The following is a 22,203-nucleotide window of genomic DNA, read 5'->3' on the forward strand; positions in this document are numbered from 1 at the left end:
GCTTACGGCAGCATGCCGTGGACTACGAGGTAGAGCATGCCCGTCACCGTCAGCACGGACAGCACCGTGCCGACGAGGATCACGCTCGAGGCGCGCTCCACGTAGGTCTGGTATTGGCTCGCCATCACGAAGATGTTGAGCGCGGGCGGCAGCGAGGCCATCAGCACCGCCGTCGACACCCAGATGCGATCAAAGCCGCCGACCAGCGTCAGCAGCGTGAACACGATCAGCGGGTGAACCAGCAGTTTGATCGCAAGCAGCGCCGGAAGCTCGCCGGGGATGCGCTTCAGCGGCCGCAGGGCGACGGTGACGCCCAGCACGAACAGGGCGCAGGGCGCGGCGGAGCCGCTGAGCAGACGGACGATCTCGTCGATCGGCTTGGGCGGGACGTAGTGCAGGTAGGCCGCGATCCCGCCGGCGAGCGTGGCCAGATTGAACGGGTGCAGCGCGACCCGCCGAACAACCAGCGCCGCCGTCGCCCATAGGCTCTCTCGCTTGCTCGCCGCCACCGACATCAGGAAGGGGACGAGCGTGAAGAACAGCATGCAGTCGAACACGAAGATCAGCGCCGTCGGAGCCGAGGCGGTCGGTCCGAGCGCGGCGAGCGTGAGCCCCGGCCCCATGTAGCCGACGTTGGAGTAGCTGCCGCCCATGGCCTGGATCGTCGCCTCGGGGATTTTGCCGCGGGCGGCGATCATCCCGACGCCGAAGGACAGCGCGAAGGCGAGAAAGGTCGAGGTCGTGGTGACCACGATGAAGCCGACGTTCGCCAGCTCCTCGAACGGCGTGCGCGAGATCAGGACGAAATAGAGCGCCGGGACCGCCACATAGACGATGTAGACGTTGAACCACTCCAGCCCCTCGACCGGCGCCTTGCGCAGGCGGCCGCAGGCGAAGCCGAGGAAGATCAGCCCGAAGAACGGCAGGGCGAGGCCGGCGACGTCCGCCATGCGGTCCAACAGGGCTCGGTGCGGCCCGGCGGGCCGCTTGACGTGCGGCTAACGCCTTTGCCAAGAGGGGTCAACGCCGCGAGACGAATGTCAGACATCCAGCCCCCCGCGCTCCCGCCGTCCTCGCCTGAGAGCTCCCGCGGGCGCACGCGCCGGAAGCGTCGCGGCCGCCTGCGCAACGCGCTCGAGGCCGCCGGCGTGCGGCTGATCGCAGGCCTGTGCCGGCTGCTCGGCCTCGACGCCGCGTCGGCCGTGTCGGGCGCGGTCTGGCGCACGCTCGGGCCGTTCAATCGCCGCCACCGGCGCGCGCTCGACAATCTCGCGAAGGCGTTTCCCGAGAAAACCCCGGCCGAACGCGAGCGCATCGCCCGCGCCGCCTGGGAGAACCTCGGGCGCAACATGGCGGAAGGCTTCCTGCTCGACCGCCTGCTCGCCTCGCCCGAGCGCTTCGACGACCGCGCCGTCCCCATCTTCGCCGCCGCGCGCGCCGAGGGGCGCGGCCTCGTCGCCGTCTCCGCCCATTACGGCAACTGGGAGCTCGGCGCGAAGTCCGTGGTCGAGGCCGGCTTCCGGCCGATGGGCGTCTACCGGGCGATCGAAAACCCGCACGTCGACGCGCTGGTCCGCAGGATGCGGGAGCCGCTCTACCTCGGCGGGCTCGTGGCGAAGGGCCCCGAGGCGCCGCGCAGGCTGATCGGCCACGCCCGGTCGGGCGAGGCGGTGGTGATCATGGCGGACCTGCGCGACGGACGCGGCGTCGAGGTCCCGTTCCTCGGGCGCCCTTCGCGTTCCACCCCCTTCCCCGCAATCGTCGCGCGGCTGCTCGACGCGCCCCTGATCGCAGGCCGCGTGGTCCGGACGAAGGGCGTGCGCTTCGAGATGCTGTGCGAGCGGATCGACGTGGTCCGGACCGGGGACCGCGACGCCGACGTGCTGGCGACCACCGCGGCGGTGGCGGCGCTGTTCGAACGCTGGATCCGCGAGCGGCCCGAGCAGTGGATGTGGAGCATGGGCCGCTGGCGCTAGCGCCGCTGCGACGAAAGCAGCGTTGCGCCGCAGCATGGGCGCGGGGAATGTGCCGGCGTCCCAGCCCACTCGCCCGAAAGGCCGTCCGCTCATGATCGTCCCGAGCGCCTACTACCGCCCGCTCGCGCTCGGCGCGCCCGCGCCCTTCCGGGAGCCGCCGGTCAAGGTGGAGCGGATGATCCATTTCGTGCCGCCCCATGTGGAGAAGATCCGAAACCGCGTGGGCGAGCTCGCGACCCAGGTCGACGTCGTGCTCGGCAACCTCGAGGACGCGGTGCCGGCCGACGCCAAGGAGGCGGCGCGCGCGGGCTTCATCGAGATGGCGAAAGCCAACGACTTCGGCGCGGCGGGCCTCTGGATCCGCATGAACGCGCTCGACAGCCCCTGGGCGCTCGACGACGTCATCGAGATCGTCGGCGCGGTCGGCGACAAGCTCGACGTCATCATGCTGCCGAAGGTCGAGGGCGCGTGGGACGTGCACTACCTCGACCGCCTGCTGGCGCAGCTCGAGGCCCGCCACGAGATCAAGCGGCCGATCATGATCCACGCCATCCTCGAGACGGCGCAGGGGGTGATGAACGTCGAGGAGATCGCGAAGGCGAGCCCCCGCATGCACGGCATGAGCCTCGGCCCCGCGGATCTCGCCGCCTCGCGCCGGATGAAGACCACCCGCGTCGGCGGCGGCCACCCCGGCTACGGCGTCCTGACCGACAAGGAGGGCGACGCCCCCCGCGCCTTCTACCAGCAAGACCTGTGGCACTACACGATCGGCAAGATGGTCGACGCCTGCGCGGCGAACGGCATCAAGCCGTTCTACGGCCCGTTCGGCGACTTCTCCGACGGCGCGGCCTGCGAGGCGCAGTTCCGCAACTCCTTCCTGCTCGGCTGCGTCGGCGCCTGGACCTTGCACCCCTCACAGGTCGCGATCGCCAAGCGCGTGTTCTCGCCGGACGTAGAGGAGGTAAAGTTCGCCAAGCGCATCGTCGACGCCATGCCGGACGGCACGGGCGCCGTGATGCTCGACGGCAAGATGCAGGACGACGCCACCTGGAAGCAGGCCAAGGTCATCGTCGACCTCGCCCGGCAGGTGGCCGAGCGCGAGCCGGAGATGGCGGCCGCCTACAGCCTCTGAACCGACCGAGCCTGTTTGGCGTATGCGAGGCGGTCGGACACGATCGCGTCGCAATGCCGTCGCATGCCATTGACTTGGGGCCGCGGTCGCGATCCTTTCCGCGTCCCGAAGCGAGACGTAACGTCGTCATGGCCGCCCGCGCACAGTATCGAAACGCCAGGTTCAAGATCGGCGAAGTGGTCCGCCACCGCGTCTATCCCTTTCGGGGCGTGATCTATGACGTCGACCCCACCTTCTCGAACACCGAGGAGTGGTGGCAGGCGATTCCCGAAGACGTGCGTCCGGAACGGGACCAGCCGTTCTACCACCTCCTCGCCGAGAACGCGGAGACCGAGTACGTCGCCTATGTCTCGGAGCAGAACCTGCTGCCGGACACCACCGGAGAGCCGGTGCGGCACCCGCAGGTGGAGGCGATCTTCGAGCGCTCCAGCGACGGCTCCTATCGCGTCCGCCGCGACGTCCGGCACTGACGGCGCGCGTCGCGGTCGCGTGGCGCTTTAAAAGCGTTGCCGTCTCTGAGTCCCGGCCTTCGCCGGGACACGAGCGTGAGGCCGGCCGCTAGCCGGACATCCCACAAACGAAACGCGCGGCCCGGAGACCGGACCGCGCGTTCGTCAGTCGTCGCGGGCGCGAGCCCGCGGGATCACGGCTGCTTGGCGGGCGCCTGGCCGGCCGGCGCAGGCGTCGCGCTGGGCGCTGCGCCGCCCTGCGACTGCAGCCTGTCGCGGGCCTCTTCGGCCCGCTTGGTCATCTCGGCGTTCAGGCGCTCGCGCTCCTGCTGCACGACCTTGGGGTCGAGCGCCGGGCCGTCGTAGGCCTTGCTGAAGCCGGAGAGGCTGATCGGGAAGTTCACCGTCTTGGCCTGCTGGTTCATGGCCTGGACCACGAGGTTGTTGCCCTTCTTCACATTGGCGAAGAAGGCGTCGGTCACCTCGACCTCGGCGTAGCAGGCGTTGGGGAAGCAGATCGAGTACTTGCCGGTCACCGGCTGGTTCTGATCGACGGCGACGCGGACGCCGGGCTGGATCAGCAGCCCGGGGGGCACGGCGGCGAGGAAGAAGCGCTTGCTCTCGCCGCTCACCTGCCGGATCGCGATCGAGGCGACGGTCTGGCCGGTGTCGGCCTTCACGTCGCGGGAGGTGAGGCACACCTCCTTCTTCGCCTGCGGATCGGTGTTGCAGATCTTCATCCAGTTCGGCTGCTGCGCCGCCTGGGGAGTTCCAGCCGGAACCGCCCCGTTGTCGGCCGGCGCCGCCTGCTGGGCCTGAGCCGCGGGCGCCTTCTTCTCCTGCGCGAACGCCTGCGACGTCAGAGCGACGGAGGCGATCGCCGTGGAGATGGCGGCGACGCGGGAGTACCTACCAAGATTCATGAGCGTTCCCTTCATGTCGTTCGAGACGACCGTCGCATCGGCGGCCGCGCGGATCAGGTGGCGTCAGCACGTGCGCCGAGATGCGCGAAGCCGAGCGTTTCTAACGCGAAGACGTCGCTGTCTGTCCAGCAAATGCGGCGACAGAGTGGCGCTTTTCGCTCCGTCTCCGCCTCGTCCGGGCGCGCTTCGCGGTTGTGATACGCTCTTTCTCGTGATTTGCGAATCGGACCCCGCGTCGGACCCTTACCGAATGCCGACACGATCCGACAGATGTCCGCGGCGCCGACTTTCGCTGATGCTGGCGACGGTCGCTCTCGCCGCCGTCCCGTGGTTCGCCGCAAGCGGCCCGGGCGCAGCCGAGGAGCCCGTGCTGCGCGCCGGCGTCGCCATGCACGGCGCGCCGGCGCTCGCCCCCGGTTTCGACCACTTCCCCTACGCCAATCCCGACGCGCCGAAGGGCGGGCGGGCGATCTACGGCTGGCTCGGCGCCTTCGAGACGCTCAACCCCTTCGGCTACCGCGGCAAGCCCGCGCAAGGCCTGAAGGCCAACGTCTACGAAAGCCTGCTCGCCCGGTCCTACGACGAGCCGTTCTCGCTCTATGGGCTGATCGCCGAGAGCGTGGAGCTTCCCGACGACCGCAGCTCCATCACCTTCCATCTCAATCCTAAGGCGCGGTTCTCCGACGGCGAACCGATCACCGCCGACGACGTCATCTTCACCTTCGAGCTGCTGCGCGAGCGCGGCCACCCGTCGTTCCGCGCCAACTACCGGCGGGTACGCTCGGCCTCCGCCGAGGACGAGCGCACGGTGCGCTTCGACCTCGGCGGGTCCGATGACCGCGAAATGCCGTTGATCCTCGGGCTGATGCCGGTGCTGCCCCGGCACGCGACCGACCCCCGGACGTTCGAGGAGACGAGCTTCAAGCCGCTCGTCGGGAGCGGGCCCTATGTGGTGAGCGACGTCGCCCCGGGCCGCGCCGTGACCTTTCGGCGGGACCCGAACTACTGGGGCGCGGAGCTGCCGGTGAACCGCGGCCTGAACAACTTCGACGAGATCCGCTACGACTACTACCGCGACGCCAACGCCCTGTTCGAGGCCTTCAAGGCCGGGCTGATCGACGTCCTGCCGGAATCGGACCCGATCCGCTGGACGACCGGCTACGACTTCCCCGCCGTGCGCAACGGCGACGTCGTCCGTGACGAGCTGAAGACCGGTCTGCCCTGGGGCATGAGCGCCTTCGTGTTCAACACCCGCAAGCCGCTGTTCGCCGACATCCGCGTACGGGAGGCCCTCGCGGCGCTGTTCGACCACGCCTGGATCGACCGCAACCTCTACGGCGGCGCGACGGTGCGGACCTCGAGCTACTACGAAGGCTCCGAGCTCGCCTCCACCGGCCACGCCGCCGACGCCCGGGAGCGCGCGCTGCTCGCGCCGTTCCCCGGGGTCGTGCGGCCGGACGTGATGGACGGGACGTGGCGGCCTTCGGCCAGCGACGGCTCCGGCCGCGACCGCGACCAGCTCCGCCGCGCGCTGGAGCTCCTGGCCTCGGCCGGCTGGACCGTGCGCAACGGCGAGCTGCGCGACGCGGCCGGCTCGCCGTTCCGCTTCGAGATCCTGGTGAGCGACAAGGACTTCGAGCGCCTGTCGCTCGCCTATGTCGGCGCGCTGGAACGCGCCGGCATCCGCGCGACGGTGCGGCTGGTCGACTCCACGCAGGCCTTCCGGCGCCTGCAGACCTACGACTTCGACATGATCCCCTACAAATGGGTCTCGACGCTCTCGCCCGGCGCCGAACAGAAGAAGTACTGGAGCGCCGCCGCCGCCGACACGCCCGGCGAGCGCAACTACATCGGCGTCAAGCAGCCGGCGGTCGACGCGATGATCGAGGCCCTGCTCGCGGCGCGGGAGCGGGAGGATTTCGTCTCCGCCGCGCGCGCGCTCGACCGGGTTCTGCTTTCGGGTTTCTACGTGGTCCCGCTGTTTCATCTGAAGGATCAATGGATCGCACGCTGGCGGCGAATCGAACGACCCGATACGACTCCTTTGTACGGCGCGGCGTTCGAGACTTGGTGGCGTGCGCCGATTTCCGCGGACCGACCGCGCCCCTGACTTCCGGACCCGGCCCATGCGCCTTCCCGCCGCTTCGAACGAGCCTCTCCCCAACCCGGTCGCGGGACGTTCGACGCTTGACGAGGTGCTCGCCCACAACGCCGCCGGACACCCGGACGGCCGCGCGCTCGTGGACGCCGCCCTGCCCTTCGCGGGCGCCTGGCGCGAGGTGGACCGGGCGGTCTCCGCGCTCGCCGCGCGCTTCGCCGCCTGGCGGCTGAGCCCGGACGCCGCGGTCGGCGTGCAGATGGGGTCGAGCGCCGAGGGCGCGCTCGTCATCGCCGCGCTGTGGCGCGCCGGCCTGATCCCCGCCTTGCTTCCCCTGCCCTGGCGGCGTCGCGAGATCGCGGCCGCGCTCGACGCCGTGCGCGCCGAGGCGATCGTCGCGGTCACCGAACGGTCCGGCCTGAAGGCCGCGGAGAACGCGTGCGAAGCGGCCGTCGGCCTCGAACGGATTCGCTTCATCGGCTCGTTCGGCGCGAACCCGCCGGACGGCGCGACGCCGCTCGACGCCGCGCTCGCCGAACCCGCGACTCCGTTCGAGCGGGCCGGCCGGCCGGACGACGCCGCCGACCATGTCGCGGTGATCAGCTTCGAACTCGGCGCCGTGCCCGTCGCCCGCACCCACAACGAGCTCGTGGCGGCAAGCCTCGGCGCGCTGCTCGCGTCGCAGCTCGACGCCTCCGGCCGGCTGCTGTCCACGCTCGACCTCGGCGGCCTCGCAGGCCTCGCCACCGGCCTCGCGCCCTGGCTGCTGGCGCGGTCCGCCGCGACCTTCCACCAAGCCTCGACGACAGCCGCCTTCGCCGCCGCCGCGCGCGCCCTCGACGCGACCCACGTTGCGGCGCCCGGCCGGGCGCTGGAGCGGCTCGTGGGCGACGGCGCGCTGGGCGGGACCATGCCCGACGCGCTGATCGCGGTCTGGCGCGCGCCCGATCCCCGCAGCGGGGCCTCCGCCTCCGGCCTGACCACGGCCGCGACGCTGGTCGACGTCACCCTGTTCGGCGAGCTCGGCCTCTTCGCCGCCGCCCGCAAGGCGCCGACCCGGCCCGTGGCGACGGCCCTTGGCCCGATCGCGCCGGAGGGGCTTGCGCCCCTGATCGAGACGCAGGTGACGCCCGACGGACGGCTGCTGGTGCGCGGCCCCGCCTGCCCCGGCGGCCGCTTCCTCGCCGCCGGCGGCGCGCGGCTGACCCACGACGCGGACGGCTTCGTCGACACCGGCCTCGTCGGCATCGCCGACCGCACCGCCGGCCAGATCTCGCTCGGCGGCCGACGCCGCGGCGTGGCGCAGGTGGGCGGCGTCGCGCTCGCGCTGGCCGAGGCGGACGCCGCCATGGCCGCCGTCGGGCTGCCCGGATCGGTCTCCGTCGAGGACGACGCCGTTCTGGGCGGCAGGCTTAGGCTCGAGGCCGCGGGCGGCCGGAGCGTCACGGAAACAGAAGCCGCCGACGCGCTCTCCGAAGCCGGTTTCGGCGTGGCCTTCGCCCCGCTGACGACGCCGGCGGAGCGCGCGCGGCTGACGGCCTGAGGGCGCGGCGCGCCATCCGCCGCGGCGACAAGGCTTACGTCGACGCGCGCCGAGGCCTATATCGGGCCGACGCGTCCCCGATTTGAAAGCGTCCGCCGTGGCTTCCGAACCTCTCACCATCGACGTCTTCGCCGATCCCGTCTGCCCGTGGTGCTGGCTCGGCAAGCGCCGGCTCGACGCCGCGCTCGCCGCTCGGCCGGACGTCAACGCCGAGGTGCGCTGGCGGCCCTATCAGCTCGACCCTTCGGTGCCCCCCGAGGGCGCGGACCGGGCGGAGTATCTCGAGGCAAAGTTCGGCGACGTCGCGCGCGTCCGCGCGACCCACGAGCAGCTCGTCGCCATCGGCCGCGACGAGGGCGTCGCCTTCCTGTTCGGCGAGATCGAGCGCTTCCCCAACACGCTCGACTGCCACCGCGCCATTCGCCTCGCGGCCGAGGAAGGGCTGGTCGCGCAGGGCGCCTTCGTCGAGCAGCTGTTCGAACTCTACTTCACCGAAGGCGAGGACATCTCCAGCCCCGACGTCATCGCCCGCGCGGCCGATGAGGCCGGCCTTGACGTCGAGACGCTGATGGAGCGGCTCGACTCGGACGACGACTCCGAGGACGTGCGCGACGAGATCGAGCGCGCCCGCGCCATGGGCATCGACGGCGTGCCCTGCTTCATCTTCGCCGGCAAGCTGGTGGTAATGGGCGCGCACCCGCCGGAGGTTCTGCTGGAGGCGGTGGACCGCGCGCTCGGCGACGAGGACGACGTCGAGGACTAGCAGACTGCGGAATCCGCGCTCCAGAGGCGCCGCCGTCATGGTCCGGCCTGACCGGACCATCCACCTCCAAGGTGGGGCTCCACGCCGACGGTGGGTCCTCCGGTCAAGCCGGAGGACGACGGCTCGCTAGGGACAAGTTCACGGAAAAATGGCGAGCTGGTTCAGGCCTTCGGTCTCCGGGAAGCCGGAGATCAGGTTCATGTTCTGCACGGCCTGACCCGAGGCGCCCTTCACCAGATTGTCGAGCGTCGAGATGACGATCGCCCGGTCCGGCCCGCGGTCGGCGACCACGCCGAGCTGCACGTTGTTCGAGCCGCGCACATGGCGCGACTGCGGGACCTTGCCGAACGGCAGCACCTGCACGAAGGGCTCGCCGGCGAAGGCCGCGCCCAGCGTCTCATGCAGCTGCTCGGCCGTCGCGCCGGCCTCGAGCGTCACGGTGATGGTCGCGTAGATGCCTCGGTTCATCGGGATGAGCTGCGGCGTGAAGGTCGCGAGCGACGGCCGGCCGGCGGCCTTCGCGAACTCCTGGTCGAGCTCGGAGGTGTGCCGATGCTTGCCGACGCCATAGGCGTGGACGCCCTCGGACACCTCGGAGAACAGCATCTCCTCCTTGGCCGCCCGCCCCGCCCCGGACATGCCAGTGGACGAGACGATCACGATCTGGGCCGGATCGATCAGCTTCGCCGTCAGCAGTGGCACCAGAGGCAGGATCGACGTCGTGGAATGGCAGCCGGGGTTCGCCACCAGCCGCGCGCCGCGGATCGTCGCGCGGTTCAGCTCGACGAGGCCGAAGGCGGCCTCCGCCTGCAGCTCCAGCGCCTGATGCGCATGGCCGTACCACGTGGCGTAGGCTTCCGGGTCCGACAGTCGGAAGTCGGCGGAGAGGTCCACGACCTTCAGCTCGGGTTTCTGCGCGAACAGATCCTTGATCACCGTCTGGGTCGTGCCGTGCGGCAGCGCGCAAAACACGAGGTCGACGGCCGCAAGGTCCAGCTCGGCGATCGTGACGAGCTGCGGCAGATCGAGCCCCGCGAACTGCGGAAAGACGTCCGCCATCGCCTGCCCCGCCTTGCGGTCGGCGGTCAGCGCCCGGATCGCCACGCGCGGATGGCGCGCGAGCAGGCGCACCAGCTCGGAGCCGGTGTAGCCGGAAGCGCCAAGGATCGCGACGTTCAGTTCTTCCGCCATTGTCGTTCCCGCACGTCTAAAAGAAACGCGTCATCCCGGCCGCAGCGCAAGCGGAGAGCCGGGATCGCACGATTGGAACGCTATAGCAGACCTTCGCCTTGCGCGGATGACGATCCCGGCTCGGCCTGCGGCAGTCCGGGATGACGTCTTCCGGTCGCCGAGGTCGTTCGGCCTCCTAGATCTCCACCACCACCCGGCCGCGGACCTTGCCCTCGAGAATGGCTTCGGCCGTCGGCACGATCTCGTCGAAGCCGATCGTCTTCGTCATGGCGGCGAGCTTGGCGCGGTCGAGATCCTTGGCGAGCCGGCCCCAAGCCTCGACGCGGATCGGCTTCGGCACCGTCACGCTGTTGATCCCGAGCAGCGACACGCCGCGCAGGATGAACGGCGCGACGGAGGTCGGCAGATCCATGCCGGCGGCCAGCCCGCAGGCGGCCACCGCCCCGCCGGACTTGGTCTGCGCGATGGCGTTCGCGAGCGGCACCGAGCCGACGGAGTCGATAACGCCGCCCCAGATCTCCTTCTGCAGCGGCTTGCCCGGAGCGGCCAATTCCTCGCGCGGGAGGACGCGCGCGGCGCCGAGATCGCGGAGGTAGCCGGCCTCGCTCTCGCGGCCGGTGGAGGCCACGACCTCGTAGCCGAGCTTCGCGAGCAGCGCGACCGCGACCGAGCCGACGCCGCCCGCCGCGCCGGTGACGAGCACCGGACCGCGCTCCGGCGTGACGCCGTGCCGTTCGAGCGCCATCACGCACAGCATCGCGGTGTAGCCGGCGGTGCCGACCGCCATGGACTCGGCCGGGGTCAGGCCCTCGGGCAGCAGCACGAGGTAGGCCGCGGGCACCCGCGCGATTTCCGCGTAGCCGCCGAGATGGGTCTCCCCGACGCCCCAGCCGTTCAGCACGACCTCGTCGCCGACCTTGAACTCGTCGGTCGTGGAAGCCGTCACCTTGCCGGCGAAATCGATGCCCGGAATCATCGGGAAGCGGCGGACCACCGGCGACTTGCCGGTGATCGCCAGCCCGTCCTTGTAGTTGACGGTGGAGTGGGACACCCGGACGACGACGTCGCCGTCCATCAGCTCGGCCTCGTCGAAGTCGACCGTCGAAAGGGTCTGGCCGGCGTCGCCCTTGTCGATGCGCAGCGCGCGGAAGGTGGACATGTCGAGCTCCTGACGTGTGACGTTCGGGTGAGGCCCTAGATAGAGGGCCGCCCCCCGTTCGTCATCCCGCAGGCGGCGCGCGATCAGCCCTCCATCGCGTCCAGCGCGCCGGTGTTCTCCGGCAGCACCTGGCCGCCGTCGACCACGATCGTCTGGCCGGTGACGTAGTTCGCGACGTCGCTCGCGAAGTAGAGCGCGGCGCCGGCGATGTCGGCGACGACGCCGAGCCGCTTCATCGGCACCGAGGCCGCGGTCTTGTCGATGTAGTCCTGCCCGACGCCCGCCATGCCCTCCGTCATGATGTTGCCCGGCATGACCGCGTTGACGGTGATCCCGAACGGCGCGAGCTCGATCGCGGCGGTGCGCATGAAGCCGAGCTGGCCGGCCTTGCTCGCCCCGTAGTGCGACCAGCCGGGATAGCCGGTGATCGGCCCGGTGATCGAGGAGGTCAGCACGATCCGGCCGGCCTTCGACGCCTTCAGCGCCGGCAGGCAGGCTTGAACCGAGAGAAAGGTGCCCTTCAGGTTGACGTCCATGACGAGGTCGAAGTCGGCCTCCGTCATGTCGGCGAGCTTGGCGGCCGGAAAGATGCCGGCGTTGGCGCAGAGCACGTCGATCCCGCCGAAGCGCTCGACTGCGGCGGCCGCCATCGCCCGGACGTCGGCGAGCTTCGACACGTCGGCGGCGAAGCCGCTTGCCCCGCCGCCGATCTCGGCCGCGACCGCTTCGGCCTCCGCGCCGTTCCGCGCCACCACAAGCACGCGGTAGCCGGCGTCGGCGAAGCCCCTGGCGATGCCCTTGCCGATCCCCTTGGAGCCGCCCGTCACGATCGCGGTGCGGGATGTTGCGTAAGTCATGGGCGCCCTTGCCGTCTGCCTGTTTCGGCAGCAAGGTCGCTCATAAAAACTACGTTGTAAACCCAACAGACCGGGCGATACTCACCACAGAAAATGACCGACTTGCCAAGTCGGCGGAGACGGCCGCGGCGCCCGCGGCTTGGCGATCACTTGGGGATCAGGGGACTTCGCATGACCACCGTGACGAAGCGCCACGCGCTGAAACTCTTGGGCGGGGCTGCGCTTGCGGCGCCCTTCGCCGGCGCTCTTCCGGCGTTCGCCGCGCGCGAGAGCGAGCTGAACATCCTGTGCTGGGAAGGCTACAACTCCGCCCAGGTGCTGGACCCCTTCCGGTCGGCCAAATCCGCGACCGTCAAGGCCGAAAGCCTCACCAACGACCCCACCATGATCAACCGGCTTCGCGCCGGCGAGACCAAGGTCTGGGACCTGATCAACGTCAACAACCCTTGGGCCCGCAAGGCGATGTACCCGGAGGGCCTGATCAAGCCGCTGCCGAAGGCCGAGTTCGAGCCGTTCTTCGATAAGATGCTGCCTCAATTCAAGGCGCCCTACCGCTGGGCCATGAGCGACGACGGCAAGGACCTGCTGGGTATGGCCCAGCGCTTCGGGCCCTACAGCTTCGTCGTGAACACCGACAAGGTGAGCCGGAAGACCGCGGAGGAGCAGGGCTGGGAGCTGTTCAACGACCCCTCGCTCAAGGGCAAGTACGGCATCCTGGAGAGCGACGACTGGAACGTCTTCAACATCTTCATGATCGCGGGCATCAACCCGTTCAAGGTCCATGACGCGGCCGAGATGGCGACGTTCGGCGAGACGGCGAAGAAGGTCTTCGGCGGCGCCAAGCTCGTCGGCGACATCGCGGCGATGAACCAGGCGCTGGTGTCCGGCGAGATCGACCTGCACATGACGGGCGGCACCTACTCGGTCTCCCCCGCCCGCGCCGACGGCCATCCGGAGCTTCGCGCGGTCACCCCGCTCAAGGGCCCGATCGACGGCAAGGGCGGCATCTCCTGGATCGAGATCACCTCGACCGTGAACAACCCCAACCTGTCGCCGCTTGCGGCGGAGTTCCTGAAGTACGTGCAGGACCCGAAGGTGGCGCACACCGTGGCCTTCGCCGAGGGGACGTTCAACCCGGTGGCGCAGATGGGGAACAAGGCCTGCTTCGACCTCTTCACCAAGGAGGAGCTCGACGCCATCCAGTGGGACAGCCTCGAGGAGGAGATGTCGCGCTCGGCCGAGTACGACATCGTGCCGGACTACGACAAGGCGCTCGAGATCATGACCTCGGCCAAGCGCACCAAGGGCTGAGACGGCGATCTCAAGCCGCCGTCCACGCCGGCTCATGGAACGTCATCCCGGACGAAGGCGGAGCCGTCGATCCGGGATCGTCCTGAAACGAGCGCGCTCTTCGCGCGAACCCGGCTCTCGCTCCGCTCGGCCGGGATGACGTCCCTCGATCCAAGACGCATGAGGTTCAGGCCATGACGGCGACCGCTCTCGCCTCGCCCAAGGCGCCCTCGCCTCTCCCGGAGGCTTTGCCCATCCTCCAGCTCGTCGGCGTGCGGAAGACCTTCGGCGCCTTCGCCGCCGTCGAGCGCATCGACCTCGACATCCGCGACGGCGAGTTCCTGACGATCGTGGGGCCCTCCGGGTCGGGCAAGACGACGCTGCTGCGGATGCTGGCCGGCATGGAGGCGCCGAGCGAGGGCGACATCAGCCTGCGCGGCGTGCGCATCAACGAAACGCCGCCGGCCCGGCGGCCGACTTGCCTCGTGTTCCAGTCGCTCGCGCTGTTCCCTCACAAGACGGTGGGCGAGAACATCGAGTTTCCGCTGAAGGTGAAGAAGGTCGCGGTCGTGGCCCGCAAGGCCCGCGCGCTGGAGCTGCTGCGCCTCGTCCAGCTGCCGGAGAGCTACTACGCCAAGAACGTCATGCAGTGCTCCGGCGGCGAGCGGCAGCGCGTGGCGCTGGCCCGCGCGCTCGCCTACGACCCCGACGTGCTGTTCTTCGACGAGCCGCTCTCGGCGCTCGACTACAAGCTCAAGAAGGTGATGGAGAAGGAGCTCAAGGACCTCCATCGGCTGAGCGGCAAGACATTCGTCTACATCACCCACAGCCTCGAGGAGGCGATGGTGATGTCCGACCGCATCGGCGTGATGCGCGCCGGCCGCCTCGTGCAGGTCGGGACGCCGGAGGAGATCTACACCCGGCCGTCGACGAAGTTCGTCGCCGAGTTCATGGGCGAGGTGAACGTGTTCGACGCCGCCCGCACCGAGAGCGGCTGGCGGATCGACGGCCTGGACGGGCTGGCGGCGCTCGACCTGCCGCCGGCGCTGCGCGAGGCGGACGCCGCGGCGGTCGTGGTGCGGCCGGAGTTCCTGCGCTTCGTGGACGGCCCCGCCGGCGCGCAGAACCGGCTCGCGGGCGTCGTTTTCAACGAGTACGCGCTGGGCTCCCGCATCCAGTACCAGGTGCGCGTGGGCGAGAAGACCTTCCTGCTGGAGCTCTCCCGCGCCAACGCTTGGGGCGGCAAGCCCGGCGACGCCGCGACCATCGGCTGGGACGCCCGCGACGCCATCGTGGTGGCGGCGTGAGCGGGGCCGCGACCGGCGCCCCCATCGACGGCGCACGCGCGATCCCTCCCCTGGGACAGGGGAGGGTGGACGACGAAGCCGGACGGGTGGGGTCCGGCGCCGGACTGCGCTCCGCGCCGAAGACCCCACCCGACCTCGGCCTTGCGGCCGAGGCCACCCTCCCCGCTGCGCGAGGAGGGAGAGGGACGGCGTTTCGCCTGTCGCGCGGCGCGCTCTGTTCGCTTCCCGTAGGCCTGACGCTGCTGCTGGGCTTCGTCGCGCCGCTCGCGACCGTCGCGGCCTACGCCTTCGCGACGCCGAAGAGCTTCGACGTGTTCCGCTCGTTCACGTTGGTGAACTTCGCCGCGATCTTCGATCCGGCGAACACCGTCTGGCAGTCCTTCGCCTGGTCGCTCGGGCTCGCGGTGCTGACGGTGGTCGCGCTCGCGGTCGTGGCCTACCCCATCGCCTGGGGCCTCGCCCGCAGCTTCGGGCGCTGGTCGGGCTTCATCAGCGTGCTGTTCGTGTTCCCTCTGTTTGTGTCGGAGAACGTGCGGCTCTACGGCTGGACGCTGTTCTTCCTCAAGAACGGCGTGCTCGACGGCACGCTGAAGCTGGTCGGCGGCGCCGGCCCGGAGGTGCTGTACACGCCCGGCGCCATCCTGTTCGGCATGGTCTACGTCTACCTGCCCTTCATGCTGTTCCCGATGACGCTCGGGCTCGCCATGGTGCCGAAGGATCTTGTCGAGGCCGCGCGCGATCTCGGCGCCTCCCGCCTGCTGATCTGGCGTGAGATCGAGCTGCCGCTCGCGACCCCCGGCGTCCTGATCGGCATGCTGCTCACCTTCGTGCTGGCGGTCGGCGCGGTGGCGGAATCCAAGGTGCTCGGCGGGCAATCGGTGATCGTCATCACCCACGACATCGAGATCGCCTTCACCTACGCCCAGAACTGGCCGCTCGGCTCCGCGCTCGCGCTGCTGCTGACCGTCATCGTCGGCGCGCTGTCGCTCACGGCGCTGGCGAAACTCGACCTCGACCGCATTCTCGGGAGGCGGTGATGGTGTTTCTCCAGAGGCCCCCTCACCCGGCCCTGCGGGCCGACCTCTCCCCGCTGGGGAGAGGCGCCAGACGGCGCCGTTCTTCACCTCTCCCCCGCGGGGAGAGGCCGCAAGGCTCCAGCCTTGCGGGTGAGGGAGCTCAACGGTCGGGAGGTCCCGCGATATGAACCAGTCCGCCCGTCGCTCCAACTTCCTGATCTGGGTCTGGACGCTGTTCGTCCTCGTGCTCGTCTACCTGCCGATCGTCTGCGGCGCGCTAGCGGGGCTGTCGAAGAGCCGGTACTTCGGGTTCCCCGTCGCCCGCTGGTCCACGGAGTGGTGGAGCCGCGCGCTGGAGAGCTTCGAGGTCCAGACCATCGTCAAGACCTCGCTCGCGATCGCCTTCATCGTCACGGCTGTGGCCGTCGTCGTGGCCTTTTTCGGCGCGCTCGCTTTCGCGCGCTACGACTGGAAGGGCCGCCGGCTCTATCAGAAGCTGGTGCTGCTGCCGATCTTCTTTCCGCAGCCGGTGCTCGGCCTCGCGCTGCTGCTCTGGTTCAACGCGGTCGGGATCCAGCCGACCTGGCAGACGGCGATCTTCGCCCATCTGGTCTGGATCGTGCCGGTCGTGACGCTGGTCATCGCGATCCAGGTCTACGGCTTCGACCCGGCGCTGGAGGAGGCCGCCGCCGATCTCGGGGCGGGCCGCCTGTTCATCCTGCGCGAGGTGACGCTGCCGATCCTGTGGCCAGGCGTCTGGTCCGGGGCGCTGTTCGCCTTCCTGCTGTCCTGGGGCAACTTCCCGCTGTCGCTCTACACCACGGGCGCGGATTCCACCGTCCCGGAGTGGCTCTATTCGAAGATGGTGGCGGGCTACACGCCGATGGTGCCGGCGCTCGGCACCATGAGCACGCTTGCGGCCGCGACCCTGCTGCTCGCCGGCGGCCTGATCGCCGCCCTGCTCCGCCGCCGCGCCGCAGGCAAGGCGGCGAGCGCGTAAGGCACGGGCGCGGCCGGGCGCTCAGCCGCCCAGCTGCGTCAGCGCCGCCTCGATCTTGGCGAGCCGGGCGGCGTAGTCCGCGCGCTTCTCGCGCTCGGCCTCCACCACCTCCTCCGGCGCGCGGGCGACGAAGCTTTCGTTGCCGAGCTTGCCGTCGATACGCTTGATCTCGCCCTGCGTCTTGGCCCGCTCCTTGGCGAGCCGGTCCTTCTCAGCCGCAATGTCGACCACGCCTTCGAGGGGCACGGCCACGACGCAACCGCGGACGATGAGCTGGATCGCCGCCTGAGGCGAAGCGTCCGCGAACGACACGCCAGAGACGCGGGCGATGCGCGCGAGCGTCGGCGCGGCGCGCTCGGCCCGGGCGCGCGTCTCGGCGTCCCCGCCGACCACCACCAGAGGCAGCGTGGCGGAGGCCGGCACGCCCATCTCGGCGCGGGCCGAACGCAGCTCGGTCACCAGCTCCACCAGCCAGCCGATCTCGGACTCCGAGGCCGCGTCGCCCAGCCCTCCGAGCGCCGGCCAGCGGGTGAGCGCCAGCACGTTTGGGCGCGCGACGTCGCCGGCGCGCGCGGCCCACAGCTCCTCAGTCACGAACGGCATGAACGGGTGCAGCAGCTTCGCCACCTCGTCGAGCACGAAGGCGACGGTGGCGCGGGTCTCTTCGGCCTCAGCGTCCTGCCCTTCGCCCTGGAGCACCGGCTTCACCAGCTCGAGGTACCAATCGCAGACGACGTTCCAGGTGAAGCGGTAGGCGGCGCCCGCCGCCTCGTTGAAGCGGTAGGCCTCCAGCGCCGCGGTGGTGTCCGCCACCGCCTTGGCCGCCTCGCCGAGGATCCAGCGGTTCACGGTCTCCTTCACCGTCGAGGGGTCGAAGCCCGCGACTGGACGGCAGCCGTTCATCTCGGCGAAGCGCGAGGCGTTCCAGAGCTTGGTCGCGAAGTTGCGGTAGCCTTCGACGCGGGCGCGGGCGAGCTTGATGTCGCGCCCCTGCGCCGCCATCGCCGCCAGCGTGAAGCGCAGCGCGTCCGCGCCATAGGCGTCGACCAGCTCGATCGGATCGATGACGTTGCCCTTCGACTTCGACATCTTGGCCCCCTTCTCGTCGCGGACGAGGGCGTGGATGTAGACGTCGCGGAACGGCACCTCCTTCATGACGTAGAGGCCCATCATCATCATCCGGGCGACCCAGAAGAAGATGATGTCGAAGCCCGTCACCAGCACGGCGTTGGGATAGTACTTCTTCAGCTCCGGCGTGTGGTCCGGCCAGCCCATGGTCGAGAACGGCCAGAGCGCGGAGGAGAACCAGGTGTCCAGCACGTCCTCGTCGCGGGTGAGCTCAGTCGGCGCGCCGTAGTGCGTCTCCGCGGCCGCGAGCGCCTCGGCCTCGGTCTCCTCAACGAAGATCGCGCCGTCCGGCCCGAACCACGCCGGGATCTGGTGGCCCCACCAGAGCTGGCGCGAGACGCACCACGGCTGGATGTTCTCCATCCAATCGAAGTAGGTCTTGGACCAGTTCTCGGGGATGAAGCGGGTGCGGCCGTCGCGGACCGCGGCCATCGCCTCCACCGCGAGCTTCGCGGCGTCGACGTACCACTGGTCGGTCAGATAAGGCTCGATCACCACGCCCGAACGGTCGCCGTGCGGCACCTGGTGGACGTGGGGCTCGGTCTCGACCAGAAGCCCGAGCTCCTCGAGGAGCGCCAACACGCGCTTGCGCGCGTCCGCGCGGTCCAGCCCGTCGAGCGACATCATGAGATCGAGGTCGAGCGTCTCCGGCGCGCCGTCCAGGAACGCGTCGTTGCCGAGCAGCGCGAGGCGGCCGTCCGGCGTCAGCACGTTGATCAGCGGCAGGTTGTGGCGCTTGCCGACCTCGAAGTCGTTGAAGTCGTGCGCCGGCGTGATCTTGACCGCGCCGGTGCCCTTCTCAGGGTCCGAGTACTCGTCCGCGATGATGGGAATGCGCCGGCCGACGAGCGGCAGGACGACGTGCTTGCCGACGAGATGCCTGTACCGCTCGTCCTCCGGGTGCACCGCGACGGCGGCGTCGCCCAGCATGGTCTCGGGCCGCGTGGTCGCGACGACGATCGACTCGTCGCTCCCCTCGACGGGATAGCGCAGATGCCAGAGATGGCCCTTCACCTCGACCGACTGGACCTCGATGTCCGAGATCGCGGTGAGCAGCTTCGGGTCCCAATTGACCAATCGCTTGTCGCGGTAGATCAGCCCGTCCTTGTGCAGGCGGACGAACAGCTTCACGACCGCGCGCGACAGGCCCTCGTCCATGGTGAAGCGCTCGCGCGACCAGTCGGCGGAGGCGCCGAGCCGCTGCAGCTGCTTCAGGATCATGCCGCCGCTCTCGGCCTTCCACTCCCAGACGCGCTCGACGAATTTCTCGCGACCCATGTCGCGCCGGCCGGGCTGCTGGCGCTCGGCCAGCTGGCGCTCGACGACCATCTGGGTGGCGATGCCGGCGTGGTCCATGCCGGGCTGCCACAGCACGTCCTTGCCGCGCATGCGCTCGAAGCGCGCGAGGATGTCCTGCAGCGTGTCGTTGAGCGCATGCCCCATGTGGAGCGAGCCGGTGACGTTCGGCGGCGGGATGACGATGCAGTAGGGCTCGGCGCCCGGCTCCGCCCCCGCGCCCGCCTTGAACGCGCCGACCTCGTCCCAGCGGGCCGCGATCCGCTCCTCGATGTCGGCCGGCGAATAGGTCTTGTCGAGCATGGGACGGCCTCGGACGCGCTTGGAAACCTGCGGGCCGCGAACGGCCCGCGCGCGTTGAACCCCAAGCGCGGCGGGGGTGTCAATCTCGGGAACCGGGGGAGCGGTCGCCAGCCTGCGGTGGAGCCGCCGTCATGACGCCCGAAGGCCGGCGTTCAGGCTCCGGAGCGTCTCGCATCAGCGGACCTGCAATCTGCCTCCCGCGCTTCGCCGTCGCCCCGGGCCTGTCGCGGCGTCCATAATCCTTGCACGCTGCGGCCTGCATGGACCGGCAGGCTGATGGGTTCCGGAACGTCGCCCGGAACGACGCGGGGTTCCCCGCGCCTCCGTCACCGAAGATCGCGACGCGCCTCAGCGGCCGCCGCGGGCGACGCGCTCGATCTCGTGGCGCACCAGGCGCTCGACCAGCGGCGGCAGGTTGTCGTCGAGCCACGCCTTCAGCATCGGCCGCAGCATCTCCTTGACGAGGTCGTCCAGCGTTCGGGCGTTCTGCGACAAGATGGTGTGGGCCAGCGAGCCGAAGGCGGCGTTCACGGCCTCGCCCGCGGGTTCCGAGATCAACCGCTCCGCGATCGCTTCGCGCGACGCGGACGCGGGGCGCGGACTGAACGCCGCCTGCGCGGCCTCCAGCTCCGGTTCCGCCGTCATTTCGTCCGTGAGCTCGAAGACGTCGATGTCGTCGATCTCCGGATCCGGCTCTGGCGCGGCTTCGACGACCACCGGGCGGAGCGGCGCCCTCACCTCCGCCGCAGGCTTCGCGGCAGCCTTCGGCTTCTCGAGCGGCTCCGCCTTCGGCACGGGCGGCGCGTCGAACGACGCGAGCATGGCGTCGATGTCGTCCTGCCCGAGCGAACCCGACGCTTCAGCTTCCATCGGCTCGGGCGCCTTCAACGGCTCGGCCTTGGCCTGCGCCGGCTCGTCATCGGAGATGATGCGACGGATCGAGGCCAGGATTTCCTCCATCGTCGGCTCGTGAGCCTTCGCGGCAGTGCTCATCCATCTGTCCTCTCACTCGCGCGGCCGCCCCTGCGCGATCGCAACCGGCACGAATCGCCTGGCCGCACGCCGATTTCCGCGAGTATGGCGCCGTCGACTCGGCTCACAAGCGGCGGCGGCGCGCCGCCCACAGCCTCGCGCGGTCAGCGGCCGTCCGGGGTGCGCAGGCCGATCCACTTGTCGCGCACCTGGTCGTAGTGGACGTTGGGATCGTAGCGCGCGACCTGCAGGCCCAGGCGCTCGGCCGTCAGCCAGCCGACCGACGAAAGCAGCGCATAGGTCGCGACGACCCGGTCGCGCTGGGCGGTGATGAGCGACTGCCGCGCGTTCAGCAGGTCCTGCTGCGCGTTCAGCACGTCGAGCGTGGTGCGCTGGCCGACCTTGGCCTCCTCGCGCACGCCGTTCAACGCGGTCTGCGACGCCTCGATCTGGGCCTGCGCGGACTTGATCTGCGCCGTGGTGGCTTCGACCTGGCCCCAGGCGGAGACGACCGCCTGCCGCACCTGATCGCGCGACACGTCCGCCTCCAGCCGGCGCTGTCCCGCGGTCTCCTTGGCCTGCCGGGCCTGCGAATAGACCGTGCCGCCTTCGTAGATCGGGATCGTCAGCTGGCCGACGACGGAGCCCGACGTCGTGCGGTTGATCGACGAACCGGGCTCGTACCGCCGCTGGAACGACGCCTGCAGATTGAGCGACGGCAGCAGGTTGCCCTCGACCACGCGGATGTCGAGGTTCGCCGCGTCGACGCCATGCAGCGCGGCGAGGATCGCCGGGTGCTGCGCCTGGCTAAGACCGATGGCCTGCGACAGCGACTTCGGCAGCAGGCGGTCGATCGACTTCGCCGCCCGCGGCCGCGCGATGTCCTCGCCCACCACCTGACGGTAGGTCGCCCGGCTGGTGTTGAGCTGCGCCTCGGAGGCGCTGACCTCGGAGCGTGCGCCCTGCAGCGCGGCCTCGGCCTGCGCGGTGTCTGTGCGCGTCACTTCGCCGACCTGGAAGCGCTCGCGCGCGGCGCGCAGCTCCTCCTCCAGCACCTGTACGTTGTTCTTGCGGACCTCGAGGATCGCGTAGTCCCGCAGCACGTCCATGTAGGCCTGGGCGGCGTCGAACAGGATGTTCTGCTCGCTGTTCCGAAGCGTCTCGCGCGCCCCGAGGATGTTCGACTCGGCCCGACGGACGGAGTTCTTGGTCTGAAAGCCGTTGAAGACGTTCTGCTCGACGGTGACGCCGGCGCCACGGGGATAGCTGTTCTCGATCAAGTTGTACTTGGCGCCAACCTGACCGACGCCTCCGGGAGCGGTCGGATCAAGGATTGAGCCGCTCTGCGTGCCCTTGGTCCGGTCGCGCTGAAATCCAGCGTCCACGGTCGCACTGATCGTCGGCCGGTAGCCCGACAGCGCCTGCGGCACCTGTTCGTCGGTGGCGCGCACCTGGGCGCGCTGCGCGTTGAGATTGGGATTGCCCTGGTAGGCGCGCGACAGCGCGCCCTCGAGCGTCTGGGCCTGCGCCGCCGTCCCCCCAAACGACAGCGCGGCCAGGACGGCCATCGCTGCGACGCCTAGCGCACGGCGCTGGCGGAGACGATACGAGTCGCTCGTCGACATATACTCACCGAATTTCGTGCGCGGCGACGGAACGAGATGCCCATCGCGCGTCGTGACGCGTCCCGGCGGCGATCCTACCGGCGCCGTCCCGCCATGGAAACGACCGAGGCGCGCCGTTAACCATTAAGTCACGACCTGTGACGCAGCGGCGCCACAGCGGTTCACGCGGAGGTGA

At 70.1% G+C, this 22,203-nt stretch carries 18 protein-coding genes; 10 read left to right on the plus strand and 8 right to left on the minus strand.

All coding sequences use genetic code 11. The features are described from left to right. Nucleotides 1-2 precede the first annotated feature (2 nt). A complete protein-coding gene (locus tag K244_RS0106975) occupies nt 3-950 on the minus strand; it encodes an AEC family transporter (RefSeq protein WP_020185535.1) in 948 nt (315 codons plus the stop codon). Between the two features lie 87 nt (nt 951-1,037). Between K244_RS0106975 and K244_RS0106980 the strand changes: the two genes are divergently transcribed. The 3 genes from K244_RS0106980 to hspQ all read left to right on the plus strand — a co-directional run bounded on the left by K244_RS0106980 (nt 1,038) and on the right by hspQ (nt 3,578). Beyond that, a complete protein-coding gene (locus K244_RS0106980) occupies nt 1,038-1,976 on the plus strand; it encodes a hypothetical protein (protein WP_020185536.1) in 939 nt (312 codons plus the stop codon). A 91-nt stretch (nt 1,977-2,067) separates the two neighbouring features. Then, a complete protein-coding gene (locus K244_RS0106985; RefSeq protein ID WP_020185537.1) occupies nt 2,068-3,108 on the plus strand; it encodes a CoA ester lyase in 1,041 nt (346 codons plus the stop codon). Between the two features lie 128 nt (nt 3,109-3,236). After that, a complete protein-coding gene (hspQ, locus tag K244_RS0106990; protein WP_020185538.1) occupies nt 3,237-3,578 on the plus strand; it encodes a heat shock protein HspQ in 342 nt (113 codons plus the stop codon). 173 nt (nt 3,579-3,751) lie between these two features. Here the strand turns inward: hspQ and K244_RS0106995 are convergent, their stop codons facing one another. Continuing rightward, the gene (locus K244_RS0106995; RefSeq protein ID WP_020185539.1) at nt 3,752-4,495 is read right to left on the minus strand and encodes an invasion associated locus B family protein; all 744 of its coding nucleotides are present in this window, start codon (nt 4,493-4,495) and stop codon (nt 3,752-3,754) included. Nucleotides 4,496-4,775: 280 nt separating this feature from the next. Here K244_RS0106995 and K244_RS0107000 point away from each other — a divergent pair, with 280 nt between their 5' ends. The 3 genes from K244_RS0107000 (at nt 4,776) to K244_RS0107010 (ending at nt 8,884) form a co-directional block, all read left to right on the plus strand. Further along, entirely contained in the window at nt 4,776-6,590 is a 1,815-nt protein-coding gene (locus K244_RS0107000) for an extracellular solute-binding protein (protein ID WP_020185540.1), read from the plus strand. Between the two features lie 16 nt (nt 6,591-6,606). Further along, nucleotides 6,607-8,121, plus strand: coding sequence for an AMP-binding protein (locus K244_RS0107005; RefSeq protein ID WP_155931627.1), 1,515 nt, complete (start codon nt 6,607-6,609; stop codon nt 8,119-8,121). 97 nt (nt 8,122-8,218) lie between these two features. Further along, a complete protein-coding gene (locus K244_RS0107010; protein ID WP_020185542.1) occupies nt 8,219-8,884 on the plus strand; it encodes a DsbA family oxidoreductase in 666 nt (221 codons plus the stop codon). Between the two features lie 138 nt (nt 8,885-9,022). Here K244_RS0107010 and argC read toward each other — a convergent pair whose 3' ends face one another. The 3 genes from argC to fabG form a co-directional block, all read right to left on the minus strand. Continuing rightward, nucleotides 9,023-10,075: an N-acetyl-gamma-glutamyl-phosphate reductase gene (argC, locus tag K244_RS0107015; RefSeq protein WP_020185543.1), complete on the minus strand. Its 1,053-nt coding sequence runs from the start codon at nt 10,073-10,075 to the stop codon at nt 9,023-9,025. Between the two features lie 175 nt (nt 10,076-10,250). Next, on the minus strand, nt 10,251-11,234 hold the full coding sequence (locus K244_RS0107020) for an MDR family oxidoreductase (protein ID WP_020185544.1): 984 nt from the start codon (nt 11,232-11,234) through the stop codon (nt 10,251-10,253). An 83-nt stretch (nt 11,235-11,317) separates the two neighbouring features. After that, a complete protein-coding gene (gene fabG / locus K244_RS0107025) occupies nt 11,318-12,091 on the minus strand; it encodes a 3-oxoacyl-ACP reductase FabG (protein ID WP_020185545.1) in 774 nt (257 codons plus the stop codon). A 171-nt stretch (nt 12,092-12,262) separates the two neighbouring features. Between fabG and K244_RS0107030 the strand changes: the two genes are divergently transcribed. From K244_RS0107030 to K244_RS0107045, 4 genes are all read left to right on the plus strand, one after another. Continuing rightward, complete coding sequence (locus K244_RS0107030) at nt 12,263-13,402, plus strand: PotD/PotF family extracellular solute-binding protein (protein ID WP_020185546.1); 1,140 nt, start codon at nt 12,263-12,265, stop codon at nt 13,400-13,402. A gap of 173 nt (nt 13,403-13,575) precedes the next feature. Continuing rightward, on the plus strand, nt 13,576-14,688 hold the full coding sequence (locus K244_RS0107035) for an ABC transporter ATP-binding protein (RefSeq protein ID WP_020185547.1): 1,113 nt from the start codon (nt 13,576-13,578) through the stop codon (nt 14,686-14,688). Between the two features lie 65 nt (nt 14,689-14,753). Next, a complete protein-coding gene (locus K244_RS0107040) occupies nt 14,754-15,725 on the plus strand; it encodes an ABC transporter permease (protein ID WP_020185548.1) in 972 nt (323 codons plus the stop codon). Nucleotides 15,726-15,888: 163 nt separating this feature from the next. Further along, nucleotides 15,889-16,704: an ABC transporter permease gene (locus K244_RS0107045; protein ID WP_020185549.1), complete on the plus strand. Its 816-nt coding sequence runs from the start codon at nt 15,889-15,891 to the stop codon at nt 16,702-16,704. Between the two features lie 21 nt (nt 16,705-16,725). On the opposite strand, the gene K244_RS0107050 is transcribed toward K244_RS0107045, so the two are convergent. The 3 genes from K244_RS0107050 to K244_RS0107060 form a co-directional block, all read right to left on the minus strand. Continuing rightward, nucleotides 16,726-19,431 carry a valine--tRNA ligase gene (locus K244_RS0107050; protein WP_020185550.1) on the minus strand — a complete coding sequence of 902 codons (2,706 nt, stop codon included), beginning with the start codon at nt 19,429-19,431 and terminating at the stop codon, nt 16,726-16,728. Between the two features lie 348 nt (nt 19,432-19,779). After that, on the minus strand, nt 19,780-20,424 hold the full coding sequence (locus K244_RS0107055) for a DUF2497 domain-containing protein (protein ID WP_020185551.1): 645 nt from the start codon (nt 20,422-20,424) through the stop codon (nt 19,780-19,782). A 143-nt stretch (nt 20,425-20,567) separates the two neighbouring features. Then, the gene (locus K244_RS0107060; protein ID WP_245259746.1) at nt 20,568-21,971 is read right to left on the minus strand and encodes a TolC family outer membrane protein; all 1,404 of its coding nucleotides are present in this window, start codon (nt 21,969-21,971) and stop codon (nt 20,568-20,570) included. Nucleotides 21,972-22,203: the final 232 nt, after the last annotated feature.

Source organism: Methylopila sp. 73B, assembly GCF_000526315.1.
Classification (GTDB): domain Bacteria; phylum Pseudomonadota; class Alphaproteobacteria; order Rhizobiales; family Methylopilaceae; genus Methylopila.

Excerpts from the sequence above, each read along its gene's own strand:
- K244_RS0106975 (WP_020185535.1), bottom strand. The coding sequence starts at position 950 with ATGGCGGACGTCGCCGGCCTCGCCCTGCCGTTCTTCGGGCTGATCTTC.
- K244_RS0106980 (WP_020185536.1), top strand. The coding sequence starts at position 1,038 with ATGTCAGACATCCAGCCCCCCGCGCTCCCGCCGTCCTCGCCTGAGAGC.
- K244_RS0106985 (WP_020185537.1), top strand. The coding sequence starts at position 2,068 with ATGATCGTCCCGAGCGCCTACTACCGCCCGCTCGCGCTCGGCGCGCCC.
- hspQ (WP_020185538.1), top strand. The coding sequence starts at position 3,237 with ATGGCCGCCCGCGCACAGTATCGAAACGCCAGGTTCAAGATCGGCGAA.
- K244_RS0106995 (WP_020185539.1), bottom strand. The coding sequence starts at position 4,495 with ATGAAGGGAACGCTCATGAATCTTGGTAGGTACTCCCGCGTCGCCGCC.
- K244_RS0107000 (WP_020185540.1), top strand. The coding sequence starts at position 4,776 with ATGCTGGCGACGGTCGCTCTCGCCGCCGTCCCGTGGTTCGCCGCAAGC.
- K244_RS0107005 (WP_155931627.1), top strand. The coding sequence starts at position 6,607 with ATGCGCCTTCCCGCCGCTTCGAACGAGCCTCTCCCCAACCCGGTCGCG.
- argC (WP_020185543.1), bottom strand. The coding sequence starts at position 10,075 with ATGGCGGAAGAACTGAACGTCGCGATCCTTGGCGCTTCCGGCTACACC.
- K244_RS0107020 (WP_020185544.1), bottom strand. The coding sequence starts at position 11,234 with ATGTCCACCTTCCGCGCGCTGCGCATCGACAAGGGCGACGCCGGCCAG.
- fabG (WP_020185545.1), bottom strand. The coding sequence starts at position 12,091 with ATGACTTACGCAACATCCCGCACCGCGATCGTGACGGGCGGCTCCAAG.
- K244_RS0107030 (WP_020185546.1), top strand. The coding sequence starts at position 12,263 with ATGACCACCGTGACGAAGCGCCACGCGCTGAAACTCTTGGGCGGGGCT.
- K244_RS0107035 (WP_020185547.1), top strand. The coding sequence starts at position 13,576 with ATGACGGCGACCGCTCTCGCCTCGCCCAAGGCGCCCTCGCCTCTCCCG.
- K244_RS0107045 (WP_020185549.1), top strand. The coding sequence starts at position 15,889 with ATGAACCAGTCCGCCCGTCGCTCCAACTTCCTGATCTGGGTCTGGACG.
- K244_RS0107050 (WP_020185550.1), bottom strand. The coding sequence starts at position 19,431 with ATGCTCGACAAGACCTATTCGCCGGCCGACATCGAGGAGCGGATCGCG.
- K244_RS0107055 (WP_020185551.1), bottom strand. The coding sequence starts at position 20,424 with ATGAGCACTGCCGCGAAGGCTCACGAGCCGACGATGGAGGAAATCCTG.
- K244_RS0107060 (WP_245259746.1), bottom strand. The coding sequence starts at position 21,971 with ATGGCCGTCCTGGCCGCGCTGTCGTTTGGGGGGACGGCGGCGCAGGCC.